This is a genomic window from Stutzerimonas sp. R40042 (genome assembly GCF_026642215.1).
Classification (GTDB): Bacteria; Pseudomonadota; Gammaproteobacteria; order Pseudomonadales; family Pseudomonadaceae; genus Stutzerimonas; species Stutzerimonas frequens.
In genome coordinates this window covers 161,560-188,150 of the sequence record NZ_CP113258.1, presented here as the reverse complement: position 1 = coordinate 188,150, position 26,591 = coordinate 161,560, and the positions used below count along the sequence as shown (strand labels likewise).

Genomic DNA, 26,591 nt, shown 5'->3' with positions numbered 1-26,591 from the left:
GGCGCTTGCTGCAACAGCCCCCGCTCGTCGCCTCGCTACATATATATAGGCAGCGATCAGCTCGCCGCTGTCCGCGCCTCGTCACGCAGCTGGCGGCGCAGCAGCTTGCCCACCGCCGTCTTCGGCAGCTCATCGCGGATCTCGATGGCGCTCGGCAGCTTGTAACCGGTCAGGAACTGGCGGCAGTGCGCGAGCAGGGTCTGATCATCGGTCGCCTCCCGCAGGCTGACGAAGACCTTCACCGCCTCGCCCTTGCGTGCATCCGGAATGCCCACCGCCACGCATTCACGTACCGACGGGTGCTGCATCAGCACATCCTCGATCTCGTTGGGGAACACGTTGAAGCCGGACACCAGGATCATGTCCTTTTTGCGATCGACGATCTTCACGAAACCCTCTACATCCAGCAGCGCGATGTCGCCGGTCTTGAGCCAGCCGTCCGCGGTGATTACCTTGGCCGTCTCCTCCGGCCGCTGCCAGTAGCCCTGCATCACCTGCGGGCCACGCAGCCAGAGCTCGCCCGGCGTCTCCGCCGGTACGTCGTTGCCGTCGTCGTCCACGGTGCGCAGCTCGGTGTCGATCAGCGCCTGGCCGATGTAGCCCTCGCGGTAGGGGCTCAGCTGAGTACCGGTCGCCACAACCGGCGAGGCCTCGGTCAGGCCGAAACCTTCGCGGATCGGCGCTCCGGTCAGTGCCTGCCAGCGACGCCCGACCTCACTGTTGAGCGGCGCGCCGCCAGACGTCGCCCACTTCAGATGGGAGAAATCGATGCTGCAAAACTCTGGGTGATTCATCAGCCCGACGAACAGCGTGTTGATGCCGCTGAGCAGACTGAACGGATAGCGCTGCATGGCACCGATGGTTTCGTCCAGGTTGCGTCCGTCCCGGATGAACACCGTGTGCAGGCCCATACCCACCGAACTCAGGCAGTTCGTGGCAAAGGCCATGATGTGATACAGCGGCAGCGGCGCGATGCGCACGTCCTTTTCCGGCTCCAGCAGGCCCGGCTTGTCGAACAGCTCGATGGTCTGCAGCACGTTGGCCAGCAGATTACGGTGACTGAGCATCGCGCCCTTGGATACACCGGTGGTGCCGCCGGTGTATTGCAGCAGCGCCAGCCGGTCGAACCCGGCGACGCAGTCCAGCGCCGGGCTCTGTTCGCCCAGCCGCAGCGCCTGCATGAAGCGCTCTGTTCCCGGCTCCTGGCTGTCATAGACCGGCGCCTGCAGATCCTCGACGCTGGTGAGGATGATCCGTTCCAGTGAGGTGTCGGCCTGTACCGCCCGCACCAGCGGCAACAGCCGATCGAGCACCAGGATCGCCCTGGCACCGGAGTCGCGGAACTGATGGCGCGCCTCGGCGGCGGTGTACTGCGGATTGGTATTGACGATCACCAGCCCTGCCTTGAGTGCGCCAAACACGGCGATGGGATATTGCAACGAGTTGGGCAGCTGCAGCGCCAGCCGGTCGCCGGGTTGCAGTCCAGCGTGATGCCGCAGATAGCGTGCGAACGCGTCGGCAAGGCTGCCCAGCTCGGCGTAGGTAAGGTGGTCGTCGCCACAGGAAAATGCCGTGCGTTGCGGGTGCTTGGCGCAGGCCAGGGTCAAGAGGTCATGGACGTTCTGGTAGCCGCCACGGGCCAGTTCGGCAGCCACGTAGCCTTGCACGGAAGCGGACATCGACATACTCCAAAAATGAATTATTGTTTTACTGTGCGAAACTAGATGTCGAATCCGATACTAGACGATCGATTTTCACCTCGCAATGATCGCCATTGGCCGCACTGCTCGCGATCGGGCGATCTGCTATCGTTCGCCCCCGCTGCCCACTAGCCAGAAAGACCGAGACCATGAGCGACGACATCGAAGACACCGGCACACCCAAGGATCGCAAGTTCGTCGAGGCCCTCGCCCGCGGGCTGGACGTGCTGCGTGCCTTCACCCATGGCTCGGTGGTGATGGGCAACCAGGACATCGCACGCATCACCGGGTTGCCCAAGCCCACGGTGTCGCGCATGACCTACACGCTGACCAAGCTCGGCTACCTCAGCTATTCGCAGCAGCTGGAGAAATACCAGCTCGACTCCGGCGTGCTGGCGCTCGGCTACGCCTACGTCTCCAACCTGCGGGTGCGCCAACTGGCCAAGCCGTACATGGACGAATTCGCCCGCCGCACCAACACCACCGTGGGCCTGACCTGCCGCGACCGGCTGTCGATGATCTACGTGGAAAACTGCCGCCCGGCCGAGGTCACCACCCTGCGCATGGACGCCGGCGTGCGCCTGCCGCTGGCCACCACCGCCGCCGGGCGCGCCTTTCTCGCCGCTACTCCGGAGAAGGAGCGTGAGCATCTGATGGCCGCGCTGGCCGCCAAGTATGGGGATGGCTGGGCGGCGATCCGCGACTCGCTGCAGGCGTCGTTCGAGGAATTCGCCCGTCACGGCTTCTGCCTGTCACTGGGTGACTGGGACCGCAACGTGATGGCCGCCGGTGTGCCGCTGCACCTGGCCGACGGCAGCATCATGGCACTCACCTGCGGTGCGCCGTCATTCCAGCTCAGCGAGGACACCCTGAAGAACTCGCTGGCCCACCAGCTGGAAATGCTCGCCCGCGATATCGAGAGCCTCGGCGTCTGATCGTCAGGCCCTGACGCTGGCCCAGGCGATGTCCGCGAGCAGCTCGCGGCAGTCGGCCAGCGCGGTACGGGAGCGTCCCGCCAGCCAGTTACGCGCCATGTCGTGGCAGGGGCCGATCACCACTGCCAGGAAGCAGTCGCCCGGCATCCGGCGGAACGCCCCGCTTTCGCGATGCCGCCGCAGAATCGCTCCGACCCGCTCACCGTGGGCGCGATTGACCTCGCGCAGCCGTTCGCCCATCTCCCCGGCCTCGACCCGCCCGCGGTTGTGCAGGACGAAACGCGCCCAGTCCGGATTGGCCACCACCCAGTCGATATAGCTGGTGACGAATAGCCGGACGCAGGCCTCGGCATCCAGCGTCTCGATCAGCCCGGCTTCGAGCAACGCGGCATACTCGCCGATGCCTTCCAGATACAGCGCGGCGATGATCCGCTCGCGATTGCCGAAGTGGTGGTAGAGGCTGCCGATGCTGGCGCCGGAGCGATCACGAATCATCTCGATGGTGGTCGCCTCGACACCGAACTCGGTGAAACAGGCGAGTGCGGCCTGAAGGATTTCCTGCTTGCGGCTACTACGGGCCATCCGGCCTCCAATTTGACTAGAATATTTTTCTAGAATTATCTTCTACCCTTCGTATACTGCACCGATTGCAGCAATCGCAGAAGCGCGGAGAACAACAAGATGGCGACGATACAGGTTGAAGAACGCTCCATCGACAACGGCAACGGCCATGCCTTGTCCAGCCACTGGTATCAGCCGAGCAGCCCGCCATGCGGCGTCGTGCTGATCGCACCGGCGATGGGCGTGCCGCAGCGCTTCTACACCGACTTCGCCAACTGGCTGGCCGGGCAGGGCTACCTGGCGGTGACCTTCGATTATCTGGGCATGGGACGCTCGCGGCGGGTGCCGCTCCGCCAGTTGAACGTCGACATCCTCGACTGGGCGCGCCACGACTGTAGCGCGGTGCTCGCCGCGGCGGCCGAAACCGCCGGAGAGCTGCCGCTGTACTGGATTGGCCACAGTGTCGGCGCGCAGATCCTGCCGCTGGTCAACGGCCACGAGCGCCTGACCCGCATCGTCACCATCGCCGCCGGCAGCGGCTACTGGCGCGAAAACAGCCCGCAGATCCGCAACAAGGCCTGGCTGCTCTGGCATGGCCTGGCGCCCGTGCTGACCGCGGTGGCCGGCTACTTCCCGGGCGGTCGCATCGGGGCGGTCGGCGACCTGCCCGCCGGGGTGATTCGCCAGTGGCGGCGCTGGTGCCTGCATCCGGAGTATCTGGTCGGTGTCGAGGGCGAGTCCATGCGCCAGGCCTTCGCAGCCGTGCGCACGCCCCTGACTTCGCTGTCCTTCAGCGACGACGAAATGATGTCGGCGCGCAACACCGAATCCCTGCATGGCTTCTACAGCTCGGCACCAAAAACCATGCAGCGCATCGCGCCCGCGGAAATTGGCGCCACGCGGATCGGCCACTTCGGCTTCTTCCGTCGCGGTTTCGCCGACAGCCTCTGGACGCCCCGCTTGTTGCCAGAGCTGATGCCGGGTCAACAACAAACGGTGGCGTGACTCCTAACTATCGGTTTCGCAGAGCGGAACACTGCTAGCATATTTCGAAACATATGCGAGGGTTATTCCGCTTGCCGGATCGGCGATCTCCGACAAGAGTGAGGATGGGCTGCAGCCCTCTCGCTAATCGGAGCTTGCCATGCACAACAACAATAACGGCTACCCCTCGAGCACCCGCGCCTGGATGACGGTCGCGATCCTGATGCTCGCCTACGTGCTGTCCTTCGTCGATCGGCAGATCCTCAACCTGCTGGTCGAACCGATCCGCCGCGACCTGGATATCACCGACACCCACATGAGCCTGCTCATGGGCTTCTCCTTCGCGGTGTTCTACACCATCTGCGGCGTGCCCATCGGGCGCCTGGCCGACCGTAAGAGCCGCCGTGGCATCATCGCCATCGGTGTGCTGGTTTGGAGCCTGATGACTGCGCTGTGCGGCACGGCGCGCACCTTCTGGCAGTTCCTCGTGTTCCGCATCGGCGTCGGTGTCGGCGAGGCGGCGCTGTCGCCCTCGGCCTACTCGCTGATCGCCGACAGCTTTCCGCCGAAGCTGCGCGGCACCGCGATGAGCGTCTATTCGATGGGCATCTACATCGGCTCAGGCCTGGCCTTTCTGCTCGGCGGACTGGTGGTCAAGTTCGCCTCGGCACAGGGCGATGTGGAGCTGCCGGTGCTCGGCATGGTCCGCCCCTGGCAGCTGATCTTCCTCGTACTCGGTGCAGCCGGCGTGCTGTTCACCGCCGTGCTCTTGCTGATCCGCGAGCCATCGCGCAAAGGCGTCGGCGCCGGTGTCGAGGTGCCACTCAGCGAGGTGGCCGGCTATATCCGCCAGAACCGCCGCACCGTGCTCTGCCACAACTTCGGCTTCGCCTGCCTGGCCTTCGCCGCCTACGGCAGCTCGGCGTGGATTCCGACGTTCTTCATCCGCACCTACGGCTGGCCGGCAAGCGACGTCGGCGTGCTCTACGGCTCGGTGGTGGCAGTGGCCGGCTCGATCGGCATCATCGCCGGCGGGCGGCTGTCGGACCTGCTGCACCGCCGCGGTTATCGCGACGCACCGCTGCGCGTCGGCATCATCTCCGCCGCGCTGACTCTGCCGCTCAATCTCGCCTACCTGGCCGGCACCGGCGAACTGGCGCTGGCGCTGATCGCCCTGCACGTCTTCACCATCGCCATGCCCTTCGGCGTGGGCCCGGCGGCGATCCAGGAGATCATGCCCAACTCCATGCGCGGCCAGGCATCGGCGGTGTACCTGTTCGTCATCACCATGGTCGGCCTCGGCATCGGCCCGACCGCCGTGGCGCTGGGCACCGACTTCGTCTTCGGCGATGACAACGCCCTGCGCTACTCGCTGCTGATCGTCACCGGCGTTGCGCTGGTCGGCGCGATAGTCCTGCTCGGCATGGGACTCAAGCACTACCGTGGCAGCCTGGATCGCTTGCAGGAATGGAAGCCGCAGGGCGTAGCGCCAGCCGAGGCAGAGGCGAAGCCGGTCTGATCGGACGCGGGACGCCAGGCGTGGGGTGGTCGCGCCTCACCGAACCACCAAAACACGGGTACCGACCCAACCGCGTGGATGTGAAAAGCGACATCCACCCTACGAACTGCCACCGGTGTGAACGACCACTTCGCGAGCGTGCCGGCCATGGCACGCCCCGAGTGGCACGCAACGGCGGAAGAGGCTTCGCCGTCTTCCACCCTACGAGTTGCCACCTTGCGCGCCGCGCCGTAGGGTGGGCTTCAGCCCACCGTTGGGTTGCTGGCGCGAGCTGAAGCGGAACGCCGCGCTACAGAAGTGAAGACGATGCCTCCGCCACACCTGCCCGCAGTCGGCTGAGCACCTGACCCTATCTCTGCAAAGCAAAACCGGGCCACAGGGGCCCGGTCGTGTGTCGCGATTGGCGCGTTACACCACCTGCATCAACTTGGCGTAGGCCTTCAAATGATGGTCATCGTCACCGAACTGGTGGGGGATCATCACCAGCCGCTTGGCGTGGTGGGCAAGGTTGTATTCCCAGGTCATACCGATGCCGCCGTGCAGCTGGATGGCTTCCTCGGCCACCTTGCGTGCGGCGCGGGCGCAGATGTATTTGGCGGCAGCGATGATGCGGCTGCGCTCGTCGTTGTCTTCGCCATCGGCAAAGGTCGCGGCGAGGATCGCCATGCTGGTGGCCTGCTCCAGCTCGGTCTGCATGTCCACCATGCGGTGCTGCAGGACCTGGAACTTGCCGATCGGCACGCCGAACTGCTTGCGCGTCTTCAGGTAGTCGAGGGTCAGCTTGCAGGCCTCATCCATGCTGCCGAGGGCATCGGCGCACTGCGCGGCGATGGCGCGGCCCTGCTGGTAGCGCAGCGCCGGAAGCCCGTTGCCGATTTCGCCGAGCACGGCGTCAGCGCCGACCTGCACGTTGTCGAGGAACAAGTCGCAGCCCTTGCGCCCGTCGATGGTCGGGTAGACGCGACGGCTGACGCCCTGAGCGTTCGGATCGATAAGGAACAGGCTGATGCCCGTTTCATCGCGACTGTCTCCGGATGTGCGCGCCGACACGATGATCTGTCCGGCGCTGTGCCCACCGATGACCACGGCCTTGCGGCCGTTCAGACGATAGCCGCCGTCGACCGCCTCGGCCTTGGTCTGTACATCGTTGAGGTTGTAGTGACTCTGCGGCTCGTCGAAAGCCACCGCCAGTTGCAGCGAACCGGCGGCGACCTGTGGCAGCAGATCCTCTTTCTGCGCATCGGAACCGAGCTGGTCGATCAGGCCACCGGCGAAGACCACCGATTGCAGATACGGCTCCAGCGTCAGACCGCGACCCAGCTCGGTCATGACCAGCATGGTTTCCACGCCGCCGCCGCCAAAGCCGCCGATGTCCTCGGAGAACGGCACGGCGGTCAGGCCCAGCTCACCCAGCTGCGACCAGAACTCGGCGGAAAAGCCCAGTTCCGACTCGCTGAATTTCTCGCGCTGTTCGAACGGGTAGGCGTCGCGCACCAGGCGCGCCGCGGTGTCTTGCAGCATTTGCTGCTCTTCGGTCAGTTTGAAGTCCATTGCGGTGCCCCCTTACAGCTCGAGAATCATCTTCGAGACGATGTTCTTCTGGATTTCGTTGGAGCCGCCGAAGATCGACAGCTTGCGCATGTTGAAGTAGTCGCCGGCCAGCGATGCGCTGTAGTCGGCGTGCAAGAGCTCACCTTCGTAGTCCAGCTGCATCTCCTCCTCGAGGAACGGCAACGCGTAGGGGCCGATGACCTTGCGCAAGAGGTGAGTGATCGCCTGACGGATCTCGGTGCCCTTGACCTTGAGGATGGAGGACTCCGCGCCGGGTACGCCGCCCTCCTTCGCCGCCGCGAGGATGCGCAGGGTGCTCATCTCGATGGCCATCAGCTGCATCTCGACCTCGGCGACCTGAGCGCGGAACAGCGGGTCTTCGAGCATCGGCTTGCCGTCGCAGACTTCCTTCATGGCGATGCGCTTGAGATGCGCCAGCACCGCCTTGGACGAGCCGATGCCGGCCAGGCCCGTGCGCTCGTGGGTCAAGAGGTACTTGGCGCAGGTCCAGCCCTGGTTTTCCTCGCCGACGAGGTTTTCCACCGGCACGCGGACGTTGTCGAAGAAGACTTCGTTGACTTCGTGGTCGCCGTCCAGGGTGATGATCGGCCGCACACTGATGCCCGGGCTCTTCATGTCGATCAGCAGGAAGCTGATGCCGCGCTGCTGCTGGGCCTCGGGGTCGGTGCGCACCAGGCAGAAGATCATGTTGGCGTGCTGGCCGAGGGTGGTCCAGGTCTTCTGGCCGTTGACCACGTAATGGTCGCCGTCACGCACGGCGCGGGTCTTCAGGCTGGCCAGGTCGGAACCAGCACCGGGCTCGGAATAGCCCTGGCACCACCAGTCCTCACCGGAGAGGATGCGCGGCAGGTAGTGGTCGATCTGCTGCTGGGTGCCGAACTTGATGATCACCGGGGCGACCATGTTGACGCCGAAGGGCACGGTACGTGGCGCGCCGAAGGCCGAACACTCTTCGTCGAAGATGTGCTTTTCCACCGGGCCCCAGGTGGTGCCGCCCAGCTCCACCGGCCAGCCCGGCGCATACCAGCCGCGCTTGACCAGGATCTGCTGCCAGCGCTGGTGATCTTCCTTGGACATGTGCTTGCCGAGCTTGACCTTGGCGGCGATATCCGCCGGCAGCTCGCTTTTCAGGAAGGCGCGTACTTCGTCGCGGAAGGCGAGCTCTTCGGCCGTGTAGTTGACGTTCATGGGAAGGTCCTCATGCTGCGTTCGGTTTGCAGGCGGGCGACACTCATTGCCCGGCCTGCCATTCGGTGAAGGTGCGGCCTTCGGCGGCCAGTTTTTCCAGCAGCGGCGCCGGCTTCCACCAGTCGCCACAACGCGCGTGCAGTTCTTTTACTCGCGCCAGCACCCGGTCCAGGCCGACGCTGTCGGCATAGAACATCGGCCCGCCGCGGAAGGCCGGGAAGCCGTAGCCGTTCAGGTAGATGACGTCGATGTCACTGGAGCGCTGAGCGATGCCCTCTTCGAGAATCTTCGCGCCCTCGTTGACCAGCGCGAAGATGCAGCGCTCGACGATGTACTGCTCGTCCAGCGTCTGCCGCTCGATGCCTTTCTCTTGCGATGCTGCTTCCAGCATGGGCGCAAGGTCGGGGTTCTCCTGCGCGGTGCGGTTGCCGGGCTCGTAGCGGTAGTAGCCGGCGCCGGTCTTCTGCCCGAGCATGCCGGCGGCGCAGAGCTTGTCCGAGACGGTGGGGAAATCCAGGTGCGCCGGCAACGTCGCGCGCTGGCGCTTGCGGATCGCCTGGCCGATGTCGAGACCGGACAGATCGCGCATGGCGAACGGTCCCATGGCCATGCCGAAGTTGCGCAGCGCACCATCGACCTGCTGCGGCGTGGCACCTTCCTCCAGGAGGAATTCCGCCTCGCGGCCGTACTGGAAGACCATGCGGTTGCCGACGAAGCCGTCGCAAACGCCGACCACCACCGAGACCTTCTTCAGCTGCTTGCCGATCGCCATGGCGGTGGCGAGCACTTCATTGCTGGTCTTCTCGCCGCGCACCACTTCCAGCAGGCGCATGACGTTGGCTGGGCTGAAGAAATGCAGGCCGACCACGTCCTCGGGACGTTTGGTGAAGGCGGCGATGGCATTCAGGTCCAGCGACGAGGTGTTGGAGGCGAGAATCGCACCCGGCTTGCACACGGCGTCCAGTTGCTCGAAGACCTGCTGCTTGACACCCATCTCCTCGAACACCGCCTCGACCACCACGTCGGCATCGGCCAGGGCGGCGTAGTCGGTGACGCCCATGATCAGCGCGAGGCGCTGCTCCATCGCCTCCTCGGTCAGGCTGCCGCGCTTGACGCTCGCCGCGTAGGTGTCACGGGCGCGCTGCAGGCCGCGTTGCAGGGCTTGCTCATTGATTTCCAGCAGCTTCACCGGCACCCCGGCATTGGCGAAGCTCAGCGCGATACCGACACCCATGGTGCCGCCGCCGATCACCGCAGCCGTGTTGACCGAGCGAGGTTTCACGGCTGCCGACAGATCGTTGATCTTGCCAGCCTGGCGTTCGGCGAAGAACGAATGAACCAGAGCATCACGCTGAGGCGAGTTCAGGCATTCGGCAAACAGCTCACGCTCGCGCTTGAGGCCCTCGGCCAACGGCAGCTTCGTCGCCGCCTCGACCGCCGCGATGCAACGCAGCGGCGAGAACAGTCCAGGCATGCGCTTGGCCACTTCGGCGTGCTTGGCGCGGATCAGCGCCTCGTTGTCGGCGCCCTCAAGGCCTCGGGTCTGCTCGCCAGTGCGTCGCGGTGCGCGGCCTTCATCGACCATACGACGGGCATAGGCCAGGCCAGCGTTCACCAGATCACCCTCGAACAGCTCGTCGACGATGCTGTGCTCGACCGCCTCTGCAGCACTGATCGGCGTGCCGCTGACGATCATCTCCAGCGCCTTCTCGACGCCGGCCAGACGCGGTAGCCGCTGGGTGCCGCCGGCGCCCGGCAACAAACCCAGCTTCACTTCCGGCAGGCCGAGCTTGGCGTCCTTGCGCGCGATCCGGTAATGACAGCCCAACGCGACTTCCAGCCCGCCGCCGAGCGCGGTGCCATGAATGACGGCGACGCTCGGCTTGCTGCAGCCTTCGATGATCTCGATCACCTCGGGCAGGCTCGGCGCCTGCGGCGGCTTGCCGAATTCCTTGATGTCAGCGCCGGCGATAAAGGTGTTGCCGTCGCACACCAGCGCCACGGCGCGCACCTGCTGGTCCGCTTCGGCACGCTGAAAGGCCTTCAGCAGCCCCTCGCGCACCGACTGGCCGAGAGCGTTGACCGGTGGATTGTTGACCGTGATCAGCGCGATATCGCCCTGAACTTCGAGCCGTACGACATCTGTCATGACTGGCCTCCGCTGTGTGAAATGCTGATTGGAATTGTAATTTCACGGAATCATGTTTCGCACTGCAGAATAAATGACTCATTTCCGCGTGTCGATAGCACCACACGGCCGGGCATTCGAGCGAAAAGAAGGCGCAGAGCCGCGCCAGACAAGGGATGGTGCGCGACCCAGGGGTGATCGGTCGCGGCTATCAATACAGGGAATGTCGGATCAGAAGCAGGCTAGCCCGCGACGGCATGGCGAGGCGCGCGCGCCAGCAGATTAGGATCGATGCGCAGCAGGCGCACCGTTCGCTCGCCGGCCAGACTGGCCGGCTCGGCATCGGCGGGCAGTTCGATCAGCAGCCGCGTCAGGTTGAGTACCAGCGCTTCGCGGCGCAGGACACCGGCACCCAGCGCGTAGTAGGCGCTGATCACCTGGCGCAGCTCCAGCGGCAGCGCCCACTGTGCCCGCAGTGCCGAGCCGAAGCCGGCCGCGCGCTCACGCAGGCAGCGTTGCAGATCCGCTTCATCCAGCGCGCCGCCACTGTCGAGCCATTCCTGCAGGCTGCGCAGCAGCGCCAGCTCGCCGATGTTCTGCAGTAGCCCGGCGCTGAAACAGAGCTCGACATCCAGCTTCAGCTGGCGCGCCAGCCAGCTCGCCAGCCGTGCCGTGCGCAGCGCCTGATGACCGAGCTGGCCGGCAAGCTCGGCGAGGCGAGGCTCGGGCAACCGCGCGTTGTGTTGCAGGGCCAGCTCGGTCACCAATTGCAGACTGCGCGCCGCACCGAGCTGACGTCTCGCCTGCGCCAGGCCAAGGCAGGGCGCCGCCGGCTGCGCCGCGCCATTGCTGGCGACGCTGATCAGCCGGGCCGTGACCTGCGGATCGCGGGTCAGTAGCTCTTCGAGCTCGGCAAAATCCTGATCACCGCCTTGCAGGCGCTGCAGGGCGACCAGCACCGCCTCCTGCAGCGGCGCGCCGCGGTTATGCGGGCGCATGCGCTCGAGAAAACTCTCCACAGTGTCTGCCACTGCAGGCGTCGTTACCCCGGCACGTCCGGCCGAGCGCGGCAGCAACCTGTCCAGCCGCTGGCGCAGGTCATCGAGATCGTAGGGTTTGCCTAGGTACGCGGCGGGCGCCAAAGGCAGCACGGTGCGGACGCTGGCGGTATCGGTACGCGCGCTGATCAGCACGCAGGGCAGGCGCTGGGTCGGGCCGTGACGACGCAGTTCACGCAACAGCTGGCGACCATCGAGACCTTCCAGCTCACCATCGATGATCAACAGGCTGGGCACCTGACGCTTGCACAGCTCCAGCGCGGCATGCCCGTCCGCCGCGGGTTGCACACGCATACCGGGGCGCAGTTCGCGCACCAGCTGACAAAGCTGGTCCGCGCGCCAGGGCTCGTTGTAGGCAACCAGAACGAAGGAAACTTGGGCAGAGAGGCTCACTGCACGACTCGCTGGAGATGTCACCACAGCCTAGCGACGGGGTAAGTCGATGGCGACAGATCCTCGAGACGAGAATCGCGCCAATGGGGGCGCGATTCTGCACGGCCTGATGGCATACAGCCAGCCTCTGACCCTGAGGCTAGCTGTCGCAGGTCGCTCAGATACCCATGCAGAGATACTTGATCTCCAGGTAGTCCTCAATGCCGTACTTGGAGCCCTCGCGGCCAAGGCCCGAGGATTTCACACCGCCGAACGGCGCCACTTCGGTGGAGATCAGTCCGGTGTTGATGCCGACCATGCCGTACTCCAACGCCTCGGCGACGCGGAACACCCGACCAAGATCGCGGGCATAGAAGTAGGAGGCCAGGCCGAACTCGGTGTCGTTGGCCTTGGCGATCGCCTCGGCCTCGTCCTTGAAGCGGAACAGCGGCGCCAGCGGGCCGAAGGTTTCTTCCTTGGCCACCTTGGCACTGTCCGGCACGTCCACCAGCACGGTGGGCTCGAAATAGCTGCCACCCATTGCATGAGCTTGACCGCCTGCCACCAGTCGCGCACCTTGGGCGACGGCATCCTCGATATGCTCGCGGACCTTGCTGGCGGCACGATCATCGATCAGCGGGCCGATGTCGGTGCCCTCTTCCAGGCCATTGCCGACCCGCAGCTTGGCCACCGCCGCCTGGAATTTCTCGGCAAAGGCGTCATACACGCCGTCCTGCACATAGATGCGGTTGACGCATACACAGGTCTGCCCGGCGTTGCGGTACTTGGACTGCATGGCGCCCTTCACCGCCTCGTCCAGGTCGGCATCATCGAAGACGATAAATGGCGCGTTGCCGCCCAGCTCCAGAGACACCTTCTTGATCCCCGGCGCGCACTGCTCCATCAGCTTGGCGCCCACTTCGGTGGAGCCGGTGAAGGAGATCTTGCGGACCTTGGGGTTGGCGGTCAGCTCGTTGCCGATGTCGCCGGCCGAGCCGGTCACGACGCTGAGCACGCCCTTGGGAATTCCGGCGCGCTCGGCCAGCTCGACCATCGCCAGCGCCGAGAACGGCGTCTGCGATGCCGGCTTGATCACCATGGTGCAGCCAGCCGCCAGCGCCGGGCCGGCCTTGCGGGTGATCATCGCCGCCGGGAAATTCCACGGGGTGATCGCCGCGGTCACGCCGATCGGCTGCTTGATGACGAGGATGCGCTTGTCCTTCTGGTGACCGGGGATGGTGTCGCCGTAGATGCGCTTGGCTTCCTCGGCGAACCACTCGATGAAGGACGCCGCATAGGCGATCTCGCCCTTGGCTTCGGCCAACGGCTTGCCCTGCTCCAGCGTCATCAGCCGACCCAGGTCGTCCTGATTCTCCATCAGCAGCTCGAACCAGCGACGCAGCTTCTGCGAGCGCTCCTTGGCGGTCAGATCACGCCAGGCCGGCAGCGCCCGCTCGGCGGCATCGATGGCGCGGCGGGTTTCGGCGGCGCCCATCTTCGGCACCGTACCGAGAATCTCGCCGGTGGCCGGGTTGTTCACGCTGATGGTCTGGTCACTGTCGGCATCCAGCCAGGCGCCATCGATATAGGCCTGCTGGCGGAACAGCGCGGTGTCTTTGAGTTGCATGGCAGTCTCCTCGGGCATCGTAGCGGCAGGCCCGCTGCGGAAAATTCGGCGAACGCGACGATCATCTGAACCGTCCTTCGCCGCCCGGTTCCAGCCGTCGCATCGCACTGCGAACGGCCATGCTAGGACCGCAGCCGGCCGGCCGGCAAGCTCATGACACATGACGTTGTCGCGCCATTGACCAGCCTGATGAACGAAGGCGGGCGAGGCTGTCACGTCTTGTTACCCAAACCCCACTACTGGCCGGGGTATAGTTGCGCGCGAGCGGCGCCAGCCGCCGACAACCAAGGATCGATAAGGAGTTACCGTGAAAGCACTGATGACAGGCGCCGTAGCCGCCGTCCTGCTGGCCAGCACTGCCGCCCAGGCGCAGATGAAACCGGAAGAAATGGTCGAAACCCGCCAGGCCGGCTATCAGTTCATGTCGTGGAACATGGGCAAGATCAAGGCCCAGGTAGTCGACGGCAAGGAGCCCTACGACCAGGCCAAGGTGGCCGCCGCCGCCAATGCTATCGCCGCCATCGCCAACTCCGGCATGGGCAGCCTGTACAGCCCGGATACCACCACCGAGCAACTGGGCAAGGCCACCCGCCTGAAGCCTGAGTTCTTCCAGAACCTCGACGAAGCCGGGCAGATTGGCCGCAAGTTCACCGCCGCCGCCAACCAGCTTGCCAAGGTTGCCGCAGAAGGCGATCAGGCCGCGATCAAGAAGGCCTTCGGCGATGTCGGCGGCAGCTGCAAGTCCTGCCACGACAAGTTCCGCGCCGACTGACTGTCCAAGCCAGCCGTCACCTGCCGGTCGGCTGGCTTACCAGTCCAGGCTTGGCGCTACCGCCGCCGGCTCAGGCTTCAGCCAGTCCCCCACCGCCTGCACACCCCATACGCAAGCCGCACCCAGCGCGATCGCCAGAACCGCGGTGGGCAGCGCGCCGCCCCGCGCGTCCTGCTGCGTCGGATGCTCGCGCTCTGCCCGTCCCGCGATCATCGCCCGCACCAGTGGCCGGCGCATCACCAGCGTGTAATAGAGGATGGCCGCAAGGTGCATGCCGATCAGCACCAGCAGCAGCCACTTCGCCTGCCGATGCAGGCCGCTCAGCGCGCTGCCGGTTTCGCTGCTGACCAGCACATAGAGCGGGCCCTGGAAAGCGATGTCGTCGGTCGCCATCAGCCCGCTGGCAACCTGGAAGCTCACCAGCAGCAGCATGGCCAGTACCGAGAACGCGCCAAGCGGGTTGTGCCCGGCTTCGCGCCAGTTGCCCTGCAGATAGTCCTTCACACCGAACGTCGCGGCGAAGATGCGCGGCCAGCGGGCATACGTCGAACCGACGAAGCCCCAAATCAGGCGGAACACCAGCAGTCCCAGCACCAGCAGGCCGAGCCGGCCATGCCAGAGCATCAGGTTGCCGCCGATCCAGCCCGTGACGATGGCCGCGATCACCGCCCCGGCGAACAACCAGTGAAACAGCCGCAGCGGCGCGTCCCAGAGTTTGATATGGCCCGACATCCCCATCCCCTCGCCATCCGAACAACCACGGCCCCCGGCCGCGACACGCAAGGGTATCAGCCGAGCCCGCCGCAGGCAGCTGCGAAAAAGCCGCACCCAGGCGTATCCACCCGGCCGCACCAGCATGGACGCCCGTCAACGACATGCGTATGATTGCGCCCCGCAACGCATCCGTAGCTCAGCTGGATAGAGTACTGCCCTCCGAAGGCAGTGATCATCGAGTTGAGAAGGGTGCAGGCTAGTGGTCAAATAGTTCGCCGCAACACATACGCACCTGTAGCTCAGCTGGATAGAGTATTGCCCTCCGAAGGCAAGGGTCGTGGGTTCGAATCCCGCCAGGTGCGCCATATCCTCTTGATTCAATGGCCTTTTTCTAAGGCTTCGCCGCTTCCGCTGCTGAATCGGCGCCCTCCAGCAAAATTCCCTTGATGCCAGCTCTCAGGCTGCGATGAGCACTGCCCTCAGTGTCATCTAGCGGCGGCTTTTCAGGCTGTGCCAATTCTGTGCCCAAAGCGTGCCGCACGGTGAGATGGCATGCCGGTTACTTCGCAGAGATTGAGTATTAGCCACAATCAGGCACAACTCCCAACCCATCTGAAAGCACCTAAGCAGAAGGGGCCTTTCGGCCCCTTCGTTACTTTAGTTGTTGAGCATGCTCTCCAGCTTTTCGATCAGGAAGTCCAGCGGGCTGCGCCCCTCCAACCGTTTCTCGAAGACCTCATTACGGTGATAGGCGACCCAGGTATCGAGCGCCTGGCGGTTGTTCTTCTCGTAGCCGGAGCCAAGGATGCAGACCAGTTCATTGCCGTTGGGGCTCTCGAGGTAGTGGCTCATGGCAGAAGCCAAATGCTTCAAGTACTGGTGTTCACGAGCTTCCATCGCCGGATGCAGGTACGTGACGTTGCTGCGGTTGATCAATTTCATGTGAGTACTCCTCAGTCCTTCAAATTGGCTTGGATCAGATTGTCGAAGGCGCTTCCGTCACGTCGGGTCAAGTTAGGCACGTAGCGCGAGTAGACGCGGAACAGCATCTCTGTAGTTGTGTGGCCCATCTGCCGGGCAATCCACTCCGGGTTTTCGCCTGCAGCCAGCCAAAGGGTCGCAGCCGTATGGCGGGTCTGGTAAGGGCGTCGCTGGCGCAGCCCCAGATGACGCAGCAGCGGAAACCAAACCCTGTTGTTGATGTTGCGGTACGAAAAAGGCGTACCTTCCCGAGAACAGAAGACGAACTGACCACTCCCCGTCTTCTTCTGCTGATCGAGCAGGGCCTTGTACACCGGGCCAGACATGTCGATTTCGCGTTGCGAGCCGTCATTCTTCGTGTAGTCGAGCCGGCCACCGACCCAAGTTTCGCGGATAAGGATTTGCCGCCTCTGAAAGTCGACGAATTTCCACTGCAGGCCGTCGACTTCTCCCGTGCGCATCCCGGTGAAGAAGCGCACCGTGTAGTAGTTGCGGAAGTCCTCGCGCACGGCACCGAGAATCTGCAGCACTTCATCCAGAGTGAACGGCTCCACATCGGTCTTGGGAACCTTCAGCGATTTGATGTTGAGGTACGGTGAAGTAAACTCAAACCGGTCAGCCGCCTCACTAAGGATCATGCGCAATGGCGTCATGATGTGGTTGATTCGCGTCGCTGACAGAGCCTGCCCCTTCAGCCCGGGAACTTTGCCGAGTGCCGAGCGGAAGGACAGGATTTCTGCCTTGGTGATGGCGCTGACTTCTTGTCTGCCGAATGTTGGTAGCAGGTATTTATCAAGGGTCTGACGTACCGTCGTTGTATGTGTGTCGCGCCACTCCACACGCTTTTCGTCGAACCAGCGTTCGGCGAAGTCCCTAAATGGTGGAGTCTTCAATATCGCGCAGCCAGCCCGCAGTCTTGCGAACTCCTGAACCTTGCTGCTTTGCGGAAAGTAAGTGGCATAGTCGAAGCTTCCCAGCGTGATTTCTGCCTCAATACGCTCAAGGATTTTCTCCAGCTTTTTTCGATTGGCCGGCGTATCAGGCAACGTGGTTTGCTCACGGCAGCGTTTGTCCAGATAAGTGAAGTCGAAGAACAACTTCTCGTTGTCGGCACGGGCACGAATCTTACCCATGGCAAATGCCTCCGCCGGCCATAGGTATCAAACTGGAGGTGCGGGAATGCTTCTGCATGTCCTTTTCGATGGCCTCCCAAATGAACAGGATCTTTCGACCACCAAACGGGCGGAAGTAATGGATGCCTTCGAGCAGTACCGAGTCCTTCAGGCGGTTACGGATGGTGCGCACGTCGTACTTCATACGCGTGGCCAGCTCCTCGGTGGTCAGATAGGTGTGAGACATAGCAATGCCCTCTCTGCTAAATTGAACGACAGCGGATTCTTATGAGCTCCTGATAGCTCATAATGATCTCCTAAAGATCAATATAACGCTCATTTTGGGCTTTGCAAGTACAAAATGATCTCTAGAAGATCATTTTTTGGAGATTGAGATGGTCAAGTGCCATTTATCTCGCCTACTCGGTGAGCGGAAATTGAAGATAAGTGACGTGGTTAGGGACACGGGGATCAACCGCGGAACCCTCACGCGGCTCTATCACGAGACCGCGCAACGGGTGGAGCTCAAGGACCTGGAGACGATCTGCCAGTACCTGAACTGTGAGGTGGGTGAGTTGCTGGAACTGCAGGATGATCCGGAGGGCTGAATGCCCTCCGGACTTGGTCAGGCACGGAAATGCCAGTCGATGGAAGCCATCAGCATCAGGTAGCGCAGGGCTGCGCCGGAGTGATGGTTCTGCTTAGCCTCACCCTTCAGTTCAAGTTTCGCCCTGATGCCCAAATGTGGATTCGCTACATCGCTATTCTCTGGCGCGTGCTGACTGAACGGCCGACGAGTGTTTCCGAATTGCTGACGCCAGTAAGACTTGGCAGCCTTGGGTTTGCTGATGTCGTACACGATCAGCTCGATAGATCGAGCGTGAATACCTATGGCAGTCAGCAGCCACAAATAGTCCTGAGCATGTTCCTCGTCACGATCACGCTGGAATCGCAGGGTGGTTTCCGTCGTCCAGCAGCGCTCAACAAAATCATCAATCACGCGTTGGGCACGTTCGCTGTCGGGGCCTTCGAGCAGGTCGTAGAGGCGCTGCGCATACTCGGCCACAGCCTCACGCCCACCATGCTTTGGAGGCGAGGGCAACAGCGACAGATACGACGAACCTTCTGCATACAGAGCAGGTTGCAGCCTGTGTTTAGGGCTTGCGCTGCTTGCTCCCGGTCGCTGTTGCATATCGCGGATACAGCGTGCCCGCTCAAGCATCATTTCACGCGCCTCGGCAGAAAACTCGACCCAGTCGAGATTGACCGCTCGACCTGTCTGCTCGGCATATGAGGCATACGCCAGCATCGACTCGATAGCCAGAATTCGCCCAATCGCCCAGTTCTGCGCCACCTGTTCAGCCTGGCCTCGACTCGCCTTCTTCCGAGCACGCTTACGCTCCTTCAGGGGTCTAATGCGACCGATGATGTTGAGTAGCACGCCGCACTCAGCTGAAATGCCTTCACGGGGCTCAGTGCTCATGGTGGGTTGGCTTACTTCGGCTATCGTGGCGACGTTTGCGGCGTTGAATATCCAGTTCTGGGGATTCCACTGCCACATCATTGCCATGATCTGAGGCAGGCTATGGACGTAGTGCAACAGTGTGGTTTTTGGGCTGCCGTGCCCGAGGATGGCACTGACAATATGGACGATTCGCCGGGTGGGGCCCTCTACAGGCAACATCGCCTTACGCAACCTGAGGTCACCTCTGAGCCAGCGAGTGGTAAGGGGCAGATCTTTGAAAATCAGCTCTGGTGATAGCGCATTCTGCGCACCCATCAACTTGAGCAAAAACCACGTAGCGCAGGAATGGCGCAGGTGATGGTAATGCAGGAACTCGGAACCCGTGACTGCTCGCATGCAGTCATGTAGAGCTGGGAACAGGCAGCTCTCGCTGACCCACTGAGTTCTCAGCTGTGGGATGCAGAACAGGAATTCCGACGTTGAATTTTGGCTTTCTTCCTGCTGCCGCTCTCGATACCAGTCGATCAGCAACGTGAGCTCATCGGGCTCAAGCAGCTCACGCAGCGGCAAACTCCGAACCGCATTCTGGGTTTTCAACCCACGCTGTGCATGGGGGCGAATGAGCAGGTCAACGGGCAGCTCTATTCTGGCCTGTTCATCTTTAGATAGCCTGCGCATATGCGATTGCCGAGCTTGAATATGCGCGCACTCCGCTGCTGAAAATTCGGGCAGATGCAAATCACGTAGGCGAAGCTTTAGAGCCTCGTTACGCCGCAATCCCAACCGGAACCCCAAGATCAACAAAAGCCTCGCAGCCGTCACCAGACGTGGCGTTCGCAGCTCAAGCCCGCATGTGCCGAGCGCCTGCATAACCAATTTGTACTGCTCCTCGCTGATAATGCGAGCATCCACCCTGGTCACACCTTTGCCGATGCCTAGGATTGAGTAGGGGCTGATTGTCGGGTAGTTGTAACGACGCTGCAGAAACGTGTGAAACTCCTGGACTGCATTGGCCAGGGTGCGCCGTTTGCTATCTGTGGCCTGAGCATCCAGTGCGGATTCATACACAAGTTCCAGCGCATCAATTTCGAGCTCGAAGATGCTTATGCCATCTAACCGAGAGGAAAGTGCTGCGCCTAGTACTTGGGTATATCGCTTTATCGTGCTTCGCCCAATACTGTGGCCGTATGCGGAGGCGCCACCCAGCATGTAGGCAAGCCAACCCTGGATTAGGCCGGGAAGTTCTCCATGAGACTCCGCTTGTAAAGGGCTCTCTATGGGCAGGTTGTCCCGGATCCGATCGCGCAGTTCCTCCAGCCATGCGGGTGGGTCAGGGTTATCCTCAGTTACATCCGAAACAGATTCATCGTCATAAGTCCCCGCAGGGTCCTCGAGATCATCTAGGCCGAGAATATTGCCCCAGGATGAGGGGCGCAGTGACTGCGAGACAAAACCCTTGCGGCAGGCAAAATTCACCAGCACCTGCGGCAGCCGCAACTGCATTTGCATCCTTAGAAAATCAAACAGGTCGCTGGGATTCTCTGGATGATACTGTTCAGGTACCTCAACCTTCTTCAGGAATGCACAGACACAGCGCATGTGCCAATTTCTACGCTTTAGTTTGCCGGTGCTTTTTTGAACATCATCCACGCAGCGTATCAACAGAGCCAGCGTTGCCGGATCAGGGAACCACTGCCGAAATTCAGCGACGGCATTGCCGCGGATCGATAGCGGCAGACGTATCTCGGGAATTCCCGCTACCCAATCGATGCTGTCTGGCGTCGTGCTGAGCATGGCATTCAGCTGAGCCACATCGAGCAATCCGCCGTTGTAGGCCGCACTCATTAGTAGCAGACCAATGCGCTCATCCGTGCTGAGCGCATCGATATCCAGTTTCAGACCCTGCTGCAGGGCGTGAATCAGTTGGCAGCTGCGTTGAATTCGCTCAGCCGTGTAGACGTCAGGATTGATCGGGTTTGCTGCACGCCTGACGGCAATGGCTATTCGTGCCAGCGGAAATCCTGGGATTTGGTCCCGGACTCGCTGAGTGATGCTGCGCAGTACGTTGCGCAACGTGTGATTTGTGCCGAGCTGTGCCTCCAGTTCACGGACGTGCGTCGTCGAGATCCCGGATATGGCGCATTCACCCAACAGCCATTTGCCGAACGCCGTCCCGGACTTCTCGGCAATCGATTTCAGAAGCGCCCGCATCTCGGGCATCCATTCCGGCTCATGAGGCCGAGCCGACCAGATAACACTGCCCTGTTGATCGTTTAGACGGGGCAGATTCATTCTGTCACCCACTGGCTGCTTAGAGCCGACCAGCCAAGCTCCCTGAGTAGTGGGGTAATCCACTCATCTAGAACCTTGGCGTATACCGCAGGGCAGAACGTCGAATAGGCGTCCTGAGGCTCCTCACCCCTGAGCCAGTGCCCCATGAACGCAGCCAGCGCTTCTGAAGGACAGCCCCGCTCCGTGAGTTCCGTGCGGATGAATTTCCGGTGGGCATTGACCCGATGCGTGGTGTAACCAGATACCAGCCCCATCTGGTCGTAGATATTGCCCGGGGTAATCTCAGCCCGGCGCACTCCAGCCTGGCTAATCTGCAGGAAAAATCCCCGCGACCACTGATGATCCTCCTCATCCTGTGGCAGATAACCAATCAATTGTCGGCTGATAGACGCGCAATGCGCGAAGTAGCTTGTTATTTGCCGCCTCAACATCGGCGGCATGCAAATCAGCCGACTCATATGACGATCGTCAGAGTCCTTGTCTGACAGCGCACCCATGCCCAACACAGAATCAAACTCGTCGATGAGCATCAGAGGGTTGCGGATTGCCCTACAGGACGTGACCAACATAAACATCTGCACTGTCCAGAGGGTGAAACAGTTGTGCCAAGCGACCATCTCGCTGAGACGCCCGTTCGCTTTCCTTCTCAAGACCCTGGCCATTGCACTGATATTGCTCGCAATGGTTGCAGGCAGCAGGCAATGAGTTGCACCCACCCCACCCTGTTGGTCTGGATTTAGGTCGACATATTCATATGCGAGACCAGCACAGGCATAAACCTGCGTCAGCACTCTTACCAGTGAGGTGGTGTAAATTTTGCGAAGGTGACAGGCATCGAGCTGCAGGTAATAGCGCGGGGTTTGCGCCGAGGGGATTTCAACGCCAGACAGCATGGATGCTGCTGCTACATCCTGAGTATCAGCGACTATCTGGTGGAACAAATAACTGCGCAATTTGGCTCGCGTATAGCGTCGATCCCCCCCACCCAATTCCAGCAGCAGTGCCCTGATCTCGGCGTCCAGCTGCTCAGTTTGATAAGTGAATACCTGGTTGGCTGAGTGAGGAAATGTCCTGATCAGTTGTTTTACCAACTGGGCACTACCAGCTAGATCGGGCAATAGAATTCGCAGCAACGATGGTCGGACACCAGAAGAGGCCTGCCAACGATCATCGCCAGCCAAATCTGGGCGCTTAACTACCATACTGAACTGCGCCGAATCCCCTAGGATCAATGCCAGACCATCGGCGTCATCTTTCTCGTCATCAACGATGGATAACTGGATAATCTGCGTCGTCGACTGCCCCAGCCACAGACTGATATGCAGAGCAACAATCGCCTCCATTCGGAGCTGGATCGGAGTTGGGTCTTTTGTGTAGGAAAGCTCTTGCAGATACGAGTGGAATAGGTCGCTGGCACCAAACAATAAATTCCGCAACTCCATCAGCGTGAGCTGGTTATATGAAAATGGCAGGAACTGTCGGCTACGGACAATATGCGCCTCGACATTTTGTTGGCCTAGCAGATCGGCAACATATGGCCGTTCACAGCCCTCATCGTCCAGTACCCAAATTTCGGTTGCTGGACTCATTTCTCCGGGCGCCAGATCACCCCCAGCAGTATCGGTATGCCCAACGATGACGTCGTAATGACCTGGTAACTGATCAGGATCATCGGGATCCCCCAGCACAAAACCTCGAGTATCCTCACTGATGTAGTGGTTCAGCTCAGGCACACTCTGCTTTTTACGCTTGCCTCTATGACCGCCTCCGCCACCACCCACGCGTGGCAACTCGCCGTTGCAGTAACGAACAAATCTGGCGATAGCAGCAAAACTATCGGAATTCTCTGACCTTGACTTACTAGGTAAAAAACCTCTGCAACTCGCCACGAACTCCTCAGTACTCCCCCAAATATTTAGTTCGGAAGCGATTGAGACGGTTTGCAGCTTGCATAGATTGCCGATGGCCTTGTAAACATCATAGCGCTGGTCTAGCAAGCGATTAGTAGCGGTTTTCTGAGATGCGACGAGCAACTGTGCAAGAAGTCGCTCATAGTTCTGTTTGTTTTCGTGGTCTCTGAATATGTGCAGGAACGTGGCGTATGGAAATCCGAATGTTTTTACGCCTTTATGTAGAACAGGATTGTTCGCCGACCCTTTATTTCCTAGCCAAAATTGCTCGCCTAGACGTTCTCGGACATTTGGTTGGCGGGATAGGGAAATGAGCCATCTGCAGGCCTCATGCAAAACGACGTCATCAGCGCTATCAAGACCAATGGGCAGGCCAACACTGCATGCGCGGAGCACTCGTAGGAGCTGATCAATCGCACGTGGCAAGTCAATGAGCTCAGGATGAGCACCAAGCAGATTGAGGATTTCGCCGATAACTCGAGGTGACTGCCCCTGCTCCGAGGCGAGGTTAAGCAGAATTTCACGCTTGCTCATTTCTCACCCCCACAGCCCTTAAGCGGTTTTACTCCGACCAGCCGAGATAGATGGGCGTGGCTGCGATATTCGTGAGGCCACTGCTCCGCTGCAGATTCAATATGCGCATATAAATCGCGTACCTGCTGTGGCGTAATCTGAGCCAGGGCAGGCGCAACTAGGCGCTCAATCAGCACGAGTTGGTAGGCGCAATCCTTGATTCGCCCCCTCGACCATTCAATGCACTGCACCGGCGTTTCTGGATCCATATATGTTTTTAGCCATCGATACAGCGTCGTCTGGCCGATACAGAGCGCATCCGGCCTACTGACGACCAACGGGTAGAGCATATTGATGCGCACGGCCATAGCCTTGGGGATCAGTGCCTCATCTGGAACCCCTACAGGAGCTAGATCCAGATCTCGCTCAATACGAGAAAATTCGGGATGCACTCCTTGGATGTCGCGTAATTTGATCGTCAACATGACGCCTCTCTCTAGTGATATGACTACTAGACAATGCGAGGCGCGAGCCCCCGATTAAGGGGAGAGAATTGGACTGTGACGAAATTTTTTGTTCGCTAATTGACGTGGTGACTGACCTCTTTGCCAACGGCCGCTTTTGCTAATTCCGCGCATGCGCGGAAAATCGCCGAACACACTGCAACGATGCCATCAAAGAAAGCACTGAAATTTCCGCGCATGCGCGGGTTTAGCTAGCAAATGGGCTTCGCTGAACCCGTAATCAGAAGGGCGCCGTACACGCCGAAGAAATGGAGCGATATCAAATCCCGACTGCATCAACCTGAAAATCAGGGGTAGTCCGACCGCACTCTGAATACGAGGTCAGGCAAAACTGTCTGGCTACATCTCGTTTTAGGAGCACGCATATGGGTGATTGGAAGGCATGCATCGGAAAGATGAGCGACCGCGAAGTAGCGCGGCGCTTTGGCCTTGGAGCGAGCAGTGTCCGGCGCTACCGCCACTCAATTGGCATTCCTGAGTTTCACCCAGAAGACATTGAGCTGCCGACTGAGCTGATTGAGCAACTCGCTACAAGGACGAACTATCAACTGGCACAAGAATTCGGAGTTTCCATCAAGCGCATCAAGCGAAAGCGAGGTGAGCTGAGAATCCAGGAGCCCAAGACTGCCCGCGAACGCTTCAAACCCCTTGAGGACATCTGGACCAATGAAGCCATTGCCATGCTCGGGCAGATGCCAGATATGGAGGTCGCTGATCGTCTGGATATCAGTAACTTTCCAGTCAAAAAGAAACGCCACGAGCTTGGAATACAGGCATACAAACGTCCGTTACCAGAAATAACACCTGAAATTGCATCTGCGTTTGGTGTCGTTTCCGACGCCGAGCTTGCACGCCAGCTGGGTGTATCAGTGAATTACATCCGCAAAGCGCGGATCAAGGCGAGCCAGCAATAAGGCGCAGACTCGCTTCAAAGCAGATAACACGGGCAGTCAGATCAGATGGCTGACTGCCAACTAACCACGAAGTCAGGCTTTAAACCGCGCACGGACGGCCTCACCACCTGATGCACAGGGCTCATTCAGCTAGCGCCACGCGCATCCATTTGGGCATATTGCAGTTCCACAAGGTGGCCAGCTCTCCGGGGTGGAGTGCTGCTTTAATCGCATCGATGCACTCCTGAGTAGCGCCATCTTTACCGAGATAGTAGAGGGCACTGATAGCTACTCCAACCCTGGTTCCTGCGCACTGCATGACCATCGGAGCGGCATGCACGAGCCTGATCTCGGCCTTCTCTATAAACAGAGATCGACTGGGGCCGCTGGTGTAATAGATAGGCATGACCGGCATCTGTGTGCTTAGCCCGAATCGCCTCACTGCATCAGCACCGTGAATCTGCAGTTTCCAACGGCTCTGCCTGGCAATCACACTCAGCAAGTCCCAAGGCCCAGGACGACGAACCCGGCCGGTGTATTGGCTGGTTTTCGGCCGCATGTAGATGCCACGGTACACTCGCACAAGCTCACCGCGGAGAACCAGTTGGGCGACTGCCTTGGAGATGGCCGAGCTCGAACCAAGCTCTGCAAGACACCTGATGCTGAAAGGCCTCCCCCTGCGCAGACGCTTGACACGCTGCGTGACGAGGTGAGATACCGACTGTTCAGAGTGGGAGCGGGGCATCGCTATTGTGTCGAATCCAGCGAAGAGCAGAGCAGTGGCTGGTGGAAGGCGATCACTCGTTGTCGGTATTCGTCTTCAAGCGCTTCGTTTACCAGGCATTCCTCAAGGCGTCCCAGCGAGAAAACCTGGGCCGTAGAGGGATAGTGCCTGAGCAGGCTTTTCGCATAGCTGCGGATATCCTGCGGTAACCCCGTATGACGAGATAGCTCACGCAGAAACTCCTCGGTTTTGATGATGGCGCGGGTTCTTTCATAAGGAAGGGTCATTCTCGCTATCTCCTGATCATGAACTCAAAGACCCGGGCTGCTGACTTGCCAGCGCCCGCCACCTAGCGCGCAGTTAGGGTGCAATGCCAACCAGTGTTTGCCGAGCAGAAAGCTGCAAAGCCTGCAGTCTTGGGAGATCCCATGCAGACCAATCCGGGTCAGTGTGCACGATCATGGCCGCGCTCCGGCTTGGCCTCCTGCCGCTCCATCCACTTGGCCAAGCCCCATATCGTGGTTCCCAGCGCCAGCAGCAGCCAAAGCAACCATTGCGGTACTTGATATTGGGCGCTTAGCAAGAGACCTGCACCACCGCAAAGCATCACCACGAAAAACCATCTCATCAGCGTCCGCTCCCGATTACTTACGAGGCACACGGTAACTCGATGTTCCGCTGCGCTAACGCAGATGCCGCAAATTTCGTCAGATCCCAGACTGGGAAATGAGGACGACACGCTTGCGGGTATGAAGGCGCTGCTTTCCGGGCCCTGAGTCAGCTCGCCGTGGATGACGGGAGTCGGGCCGCACGCTAACGGCTAGGTCAGATGAGGCGCCGGCAAGAGCAGAAAGAAGAGGGCGTACCACTGAATCAAGCACGACTCCATAGAGCTCCTACTGCATAAAAATAATTGACAGCAACAGCAAGCTAGGCGATATTGATCTCGCCATCATCTCAGTACGAGCTGTACGGAGAGAAAAATGAGGTGCGGCAGGTTGCAGCCTGCCGCGATTGCAATAACTGACCCGTTAGGAGAGCTAAAGC

Annotated in this window: 23 protein-coding genes and 1 tRNA gene; 7 read left to right on the top strand and 17 right to left on the bottom strand. The window is 60.9% G+C overall.

The features are described 5' to 3' along the window. Positions 1–56: 56 nt before the first annotated feature. Positions 57–1,679 carry an AMP-binding protein gene (locus OUY36_RS00800; RefSeq protein WP_267936254.1) on the bottom strand — a complete coding sequence of 541 codons (1,623 nt, stop codon included), beginning with the start codon at positions 1,677–1,679 and terminating at the stop codon, positions 57–59. A gap of 170 nt (positions 1,680–1,849) precedes the next feature. Between OUY36_RS00800 and OUY36_RS00795 the strand changes: the two genes are divergently transcribed. Next, positions 1,850–2,635 carry an IclR family transcriptional regulator gene (locus tag OUY36_RS00795; RefSeq protein ID WP_003284189.1) on the top strand — a complete coding sequence of 262 codons (786 nt, stop codon included), beginning with the start codon at positions 1,850–1,852 and terminating at the stop codon, positions 2,633–2,635. 3 nt (positions 2,636–2,638) lie between these two features. Here the strand turns inward: OUY36_RS00795 and OUY36_RS00790 are convergent, their stop codons facing one another. Continuing rightward, positions 2,639–3,217, bottom strand: coding sequence for a TetR/AcrR family transcriptional regulator (locus OUY36_RS00790; RefSeq protein ID WP_003284191.1), 579 nt, complete (start codon positions 3,215–3,217; stop codon positions 2,639–2,641). Positions 3,218–3,316: 99 nt separating this feature from the next. On the opposite strand from OUY36_RS00790, the gene OUY36_RS00785 reads away from it, so the two are divergent. Next, positions 3,317–4,201 carry an alpha/beta hydrolase family protein gene (locus OUY36_RS00785; RefSeq protein WP_267936249.1) on the top strand — a complete coding sequence of 295 codons (885 nt, stop codon included), beginning with the start codon at positions 3,317–3,319 and terminating at the stop codon, positions 4,199–4,201. A 139-nt stretch (positions 4,202–4,340) separates the two neighbouring features. Further along, on the top strand, positions 4,341–5,699 hold the full coding sequence (locus OUY36_RS00780) for a spinster family MFS transporter (RefSeq protein WP_267936247.1): 1,359 nt from the start codon (positions 4,341–4,343) through the stop codon (positions 5,697–5,699). Positions 5,700–6,107: 408 nt separating this feature from the next. Here the strand turns inward: OUY36_RS00780 and OUY36_RS00775 are convergent, their stop codons facing one another. From OUY36_RS00775 to gabD, 5 genes are all read right to left on the bottom strand, one after another. After that, complete coding sequence (locus tag OUY36_RS00775) at positions 6,108–7,250, bottom strand: acyl-CoA dehydrogenase family protein (RefSeq protein WP_267936243.1); 1,143 nt, start codon at positions 7,248–7,250, stop codon at positions 6,108–6,110. Between the two features lie 12 nt (positions 7,251–7,262). Next, positions 7,263–8,459, bottom strand: a complete 1,197-nt coding sequence (locus OUY36_RS00770) for an acyl-CoA dehydrogenase family protein (RefSeq protein WP_267936241.1) — start codon at positions 8,457–8,459, stop codon at positions 7,263–7,265. 43 nt (positions 8,460–8,502) lie between these two features. After that, a complete protein-coding gene (locus tag OUY36_RS00765) occupies positions 8,503–10,608 on the bottom strand; it encodes a 3-hydroxyacyl-CoA dehydrogenase NAD-binding domain-containing protein (protein ID WP_267936237.1) in 2,106 nt (701 codons plus the stop codon). A 221-nt stretch (positions 10,609–10,829) separates the two neighbouring features. Beyond that, positions 10,830–12,038: an HDOD domain-containing protein gene (locus OUY36_RS00760; RefSeq protein WP_267936235.1), complete on the bottom strand. Its 1,209-nt coding sequence runs from the start codon at positions 12,036–12,038 to the stop codon at positions 10,830–10,832. Between the two features lie 157 nt (positions 12,039–12,195). Beyond that, positions 12,196–13,644 carry an NADP-dependent succinate-semialdehyde dehydrogenase gene (gene gabD, locus OUY36_RS00755; protein ID WP_267936233.1) on the bottom strand — a complete coding sequence of 483 codons (1,449 nt, stop codon included), beginning with the start codon at positions 13,642–13,644 and terminating at the stop codon, positions 12,196–12,198. A 319-nt stretch (positions 13,645–13,963) separates the two neighbouring features. On the opposite strand from gabD, the gene OUY36_RS00750 reads away from it, so the two are divergent. Next, on the top strand, positions 13,964–14,416 hold the full coding sequence (locus tag OUY36_RS00750) for a c-type cytochrome (protein ID WP_110778551.1): 453 nt from the start codon (positions 13,964–13,966) through the stop codon (positions 14,414–14,416). Between the two features lie 36 nt (positions 14,417–14,452). Here the strand turns inward: OUY36_RS00750 and OUY36_RS00745 are convergent, their stop codons facing one another. Continuing rightward, positions 14,453–15,154, bottom strand: coding sequence for a cytochrome b/b6 domain-containing protein (locus OUY36_RS00745; protein WP_267936231.1), 702 nt, complete (start codon positions 15,152–15,154; stop codon positions 14,453–14,455). A 264-nt stretch (positions 15,155–15,418) separates the two neighbouring features. On the opposite strand from OUY36_RS00745, the gene OUY36_RS00740 reads away from it, so the two are divergent. Then, positions 15,419–15,495 (top strand) — tRNA-Arg (locus OUY36_RS00740). Positions 15,496–15,787: 292 nt separating this feature from the next. Here the strand turns inward: OUY36_RS00740 and OUY36_RS00735 are convergent. Genes OUY36_RS00735 through OUY36_RS00725 form a run of 3 tightly spaced genes read right to left on the bottom strand, consistent with a single transcriptional unit; the run spans position 15,788 to position 17,470 of the window. Then, positions 15,788–16,072: a hypothetical protein gene (locus OUY36_RS00735; protein ID WP_003282464.1), complete on the bottom strand. Its 285-nt coding sequence runs from the start codon at positions 16,070–16,072 to the stop codon at positions 15,788–15,790. An 11-nt stretch (positions 16,073–16,083) separates the two neighbouring features. Next, positions 16,084–17,244 carry an Arm DNA-binding domain-containing protein gene (locus tag OUY36_RS00730; protein ID WP_003282465.1) on the bottom strand — a complete coding sequence of 387 codons (1,161 nt, stop codon included), beginning with the start codon at positions 17,242–17,244 and terminating at the stop codon, positions 16,084–16,086. After that, a complete protein-coding gene (locus OUY36_RS00725; protein WP_003282466.1) occupies positions 17,237–17,470 on the bottom strand; it encodes a hypothetical protein in 234 nt (77 codons plus the stop codon). Before OUY36_RS00725 ends, OUY36_RS00730 begins: the two co-directional genes overlap by 8 nt. Positions 17,471–17,675: 205 nt before the next feature. Between OUY36_RS00725 and OUY36_RS00720 the strand changes: the two genes are divergently transcribed. Beyond that, positions 17,676–17,831 carry a helix-turn-helix domain-containing protein gene (locus tag OUY36_RS00720; protein ID WP_430703471.1) on the top strand — a complete coding sequence of 52 codons (156 nt, stop codon included), beginning with the start codon at positions 17,676–17,678 and terminating at the stop codon, positions 17,829–17,831. Positions 17,832–17,848: 17 nt separating this feature from the next. Here the strand turns inward: OUY36_RS00720 and OUY36_RS00715 are convergent, their stop codons facing one another. From OUY36_RS00715 to OUY36_RS00705, 3 genes are all read right to left on the bottom strand, one after another. Next, on the bottom strand, positions 17,849–20,908 hold the full coding sequence (locus tag OUY36_RS00715; protein ID WP_175563952.1) for a hypothetical protein: 3,060 nt from the start codon (positions 20,906–20,908) through the stop codon (positions 17,849–17,851). Between the two features lie 68 nt (positions 20,909–20,976). Next, positions 20,977–23,424: a hypothetical protein gene (locus OUY36_RS00710; protein ID WP_236095840.1), complete on the bottom strand. Its 2,448-nt coding sequence runs from the start codon at positions 23,422–23,424 to the stop codon at positions 20,977–20,979. Next, the gene (locus OUY36_RS00705; RefSeq protein ID WP_003291356.1) at positions 23,421–23,888 is read right to left on the bottom strand and encodes a hypothetical protein; all 468 of its coding nucleotides are present in this window, start codon (positions 23,886–23,888) and stop codon (positions 23,421–23,423) included. Before OUY36_RS00705 ends, OUY36_RS00710 begins: the two co-directional genes overlap by 4 nt. Before the next feature lie 404 nt (positions 23,889–24,292). Here OUY36_RS00705 and OUY36_RS00700 point away from each other — a divergent pair, with 404 nt between their 5' ends. Beyond that, positions 24,293–24,841: a hypothetical protein gene (locus OUY36_RS00700; RefSeq protein ID WP_003291355.1), complete on the top strand. Its 549-nt coding sequence runs from the start codon at positions 24,293–24,295 to the stop codon at positions 24,839–24,841. 121 nt (positions 24,842–24,962) lie between these two features. On the opposite strand, the gene OUY36_RS00695 is transcribed toward OUY36_RS00700, so the two are convergent. The 3 genes from OUY36_RS00695 to OUY36_RS00685 form a co-directional block, all read right to left on the bottom strand. Continuing rightward, entirely contained in the window at positions 24,963–25,565 is a 603-nt protein-coding gene (locus tag OUY36_RS00695; protein WP_124182246.1) for a DUF6088 family protein, read from the bottom strand. 2 nt (positions 25,566–25,567) lie between these two features. Next, positions 25,568–25,831, bottom strand: coding sequence for a BPSL0761 family protein (locus tag OUY36_RS00690; RefSeq protein ID WP_003084177.1), 264 nt, complete (start codon positions 25,829–25,831; stop codon positions 25,568–25,570). Positions 25,832–25,989: 158 nt separating this feature from the next. Then, complete coding sequence (locus OUY36_RS00685) at positions 25,990–26,172, bottom strand: hypothetical protein (RefSeq protein WP_124182247.1); 183 nt, start codon at positions 26,170–26,172, stop codon at positions 25,990–25,992. Positions 26,173–26,591 lie beyond the last annotated feature (419 nt).

Coding starts and splice junctions, on each gene's coding strand:
- OUY36_RS00800 (WP_267936254.1), bottom strand. CDS start 1,679: ATGTCCGCTTCCGTGCAAGGCTACGTGGCTGCCGAACTGGCCCGTGGC.
- OUY36_RS00795 (WP_003284189.1), top strand. CDS start 1,850: ATGAGCGACGACATCGAAGACACCGGCACACCCAAGGATCGCAAGTTC.
- OUY36_RS00790 (WP_003284191.1), bottom strand. CDS start 3,217: ATGGCCCGTAGTAGCCGCAAGCAGGAAATCCTTCAGGCCGCACTCGCC.
- OUY36_RS00785 (WP_267936249.1), top strand. CDS start 3,317: ATGGCGACGATACAGGTTGAAGAACGCTCCATCGACAACGGCAACGGC.
- OUY36_RS00780 (WP_267936247.1), top strand. CDS start 4,341: ATGCACAACAACAATAACGGCTACCCCTCGAGCACCCGCGCCTGGATG.
- OUY36_RS00775 (WP_267936243.1), bottom strand. CDS start 7,250: ATGGACTTCAAACTGACCGAAGAGCAGCAAATGCTGCAAGACACCGCG.
- OUY36_RS00770 (WP_267936241.1), bottom strand. CDS start 8,459: ATGAACGTCAACTACACGGCCGAAGAGCTCGCCTTCCGCGACGAAGTA.
- OUY36_RS00765 (WP_267936237.1), bottom strand. CDS start 10,608: ATGACAGATGTCGTACGGCTCGAAGTTCAGGGCGATATCGCGCTGATC.
- gabD (WP_267936233.1), bottom strand. CDS start 13,644: ATGCAACTCAAAGACACCGCGCTGTTCCGCCAGCAGGCCTATATCGAT.
- OUY36_RS00750 (WP_110778551.1), top strand. CDS start 13,964: ATGACAGGCGCCGTAGCCGCCGTCCTGCTGGCCAGCACTGCCGCCCAG.
- OUY36_RS00745 (WP_267936231.1), bottom strand. CDS start 15,154: ATGGGGATGTCGGGCCATATCAAACTCTGGGACGCGCCGCTGCGGCTG.
- OUY36_RS00735 (WP_003282464.1), bottom strand. CDS start 16,072: ATGAAATTGATCAACCGCAGCAACGTCACGTACCTGCATCCGGCGATG.
- OUY36_RS00730 (WP_003282465.1), bottom strand. CDS start 17,244: ATGGGTAAGATTCGTGCCCGTGCCGACAACGAGAAGTTGTTCTTCGAC.
- OUY36_RS00725 (WP_003282466.1), bottom strand. CDS start 17,470: ATGTCTCACACCTATCTGACCACCGAGGAGCTGGCCACGCGTATGAAG.
- OUY36_RS00715 (WP_175563952.1), bottom strand. CDS start 20,908: ATGCCCGAGATGCGGGCGCTTCTGAAATCGATTGCCGAGAAGTCCGGG.
- OUY36_RS00710 (WP_236095840.1), bottom strand. CDS start 23,424: ATGAGCAAGCGTGAAATTCTGCTTAACCTCGCCTCGGAGCAGGGGCAG.
- OUY36_RS00705 (WP_003291356.1), bottom strand. CDS start 23,888: ATGTTGACGATCAAATTACGCGACATCCAAGGAGTGCATCCCGAATTT.
- OUY36_RS00700 (WP_003291355.1), top strand. CDS start 24,293: ATGGGTGATTGGAAGGCATGCATCGGAAAGATGAGCGACCGCGAAGTA.
- OUY36_RS00695 (WP_124182246.1), bottom strand. CDS start 25,565: ATGCCCCGCTCCCACTCTGAACAGTCGGTATCTCACCTCGTCACGCAG.
- OUY36_RS00690 (WP_003084177.1), bottom strand. CDS start 25,831: ATGACCCTTCCTTATGAAAGAACCCGCGCCATCATCAAAACCGAGGAG.
- OUY36_RS00685 (WP_124182247.1), bottom strand. CDS start 26,172: ATGAGATGGTTTTTCGTGGTGATGCTTTGCGGTGGTGCAGGTCTCTTG.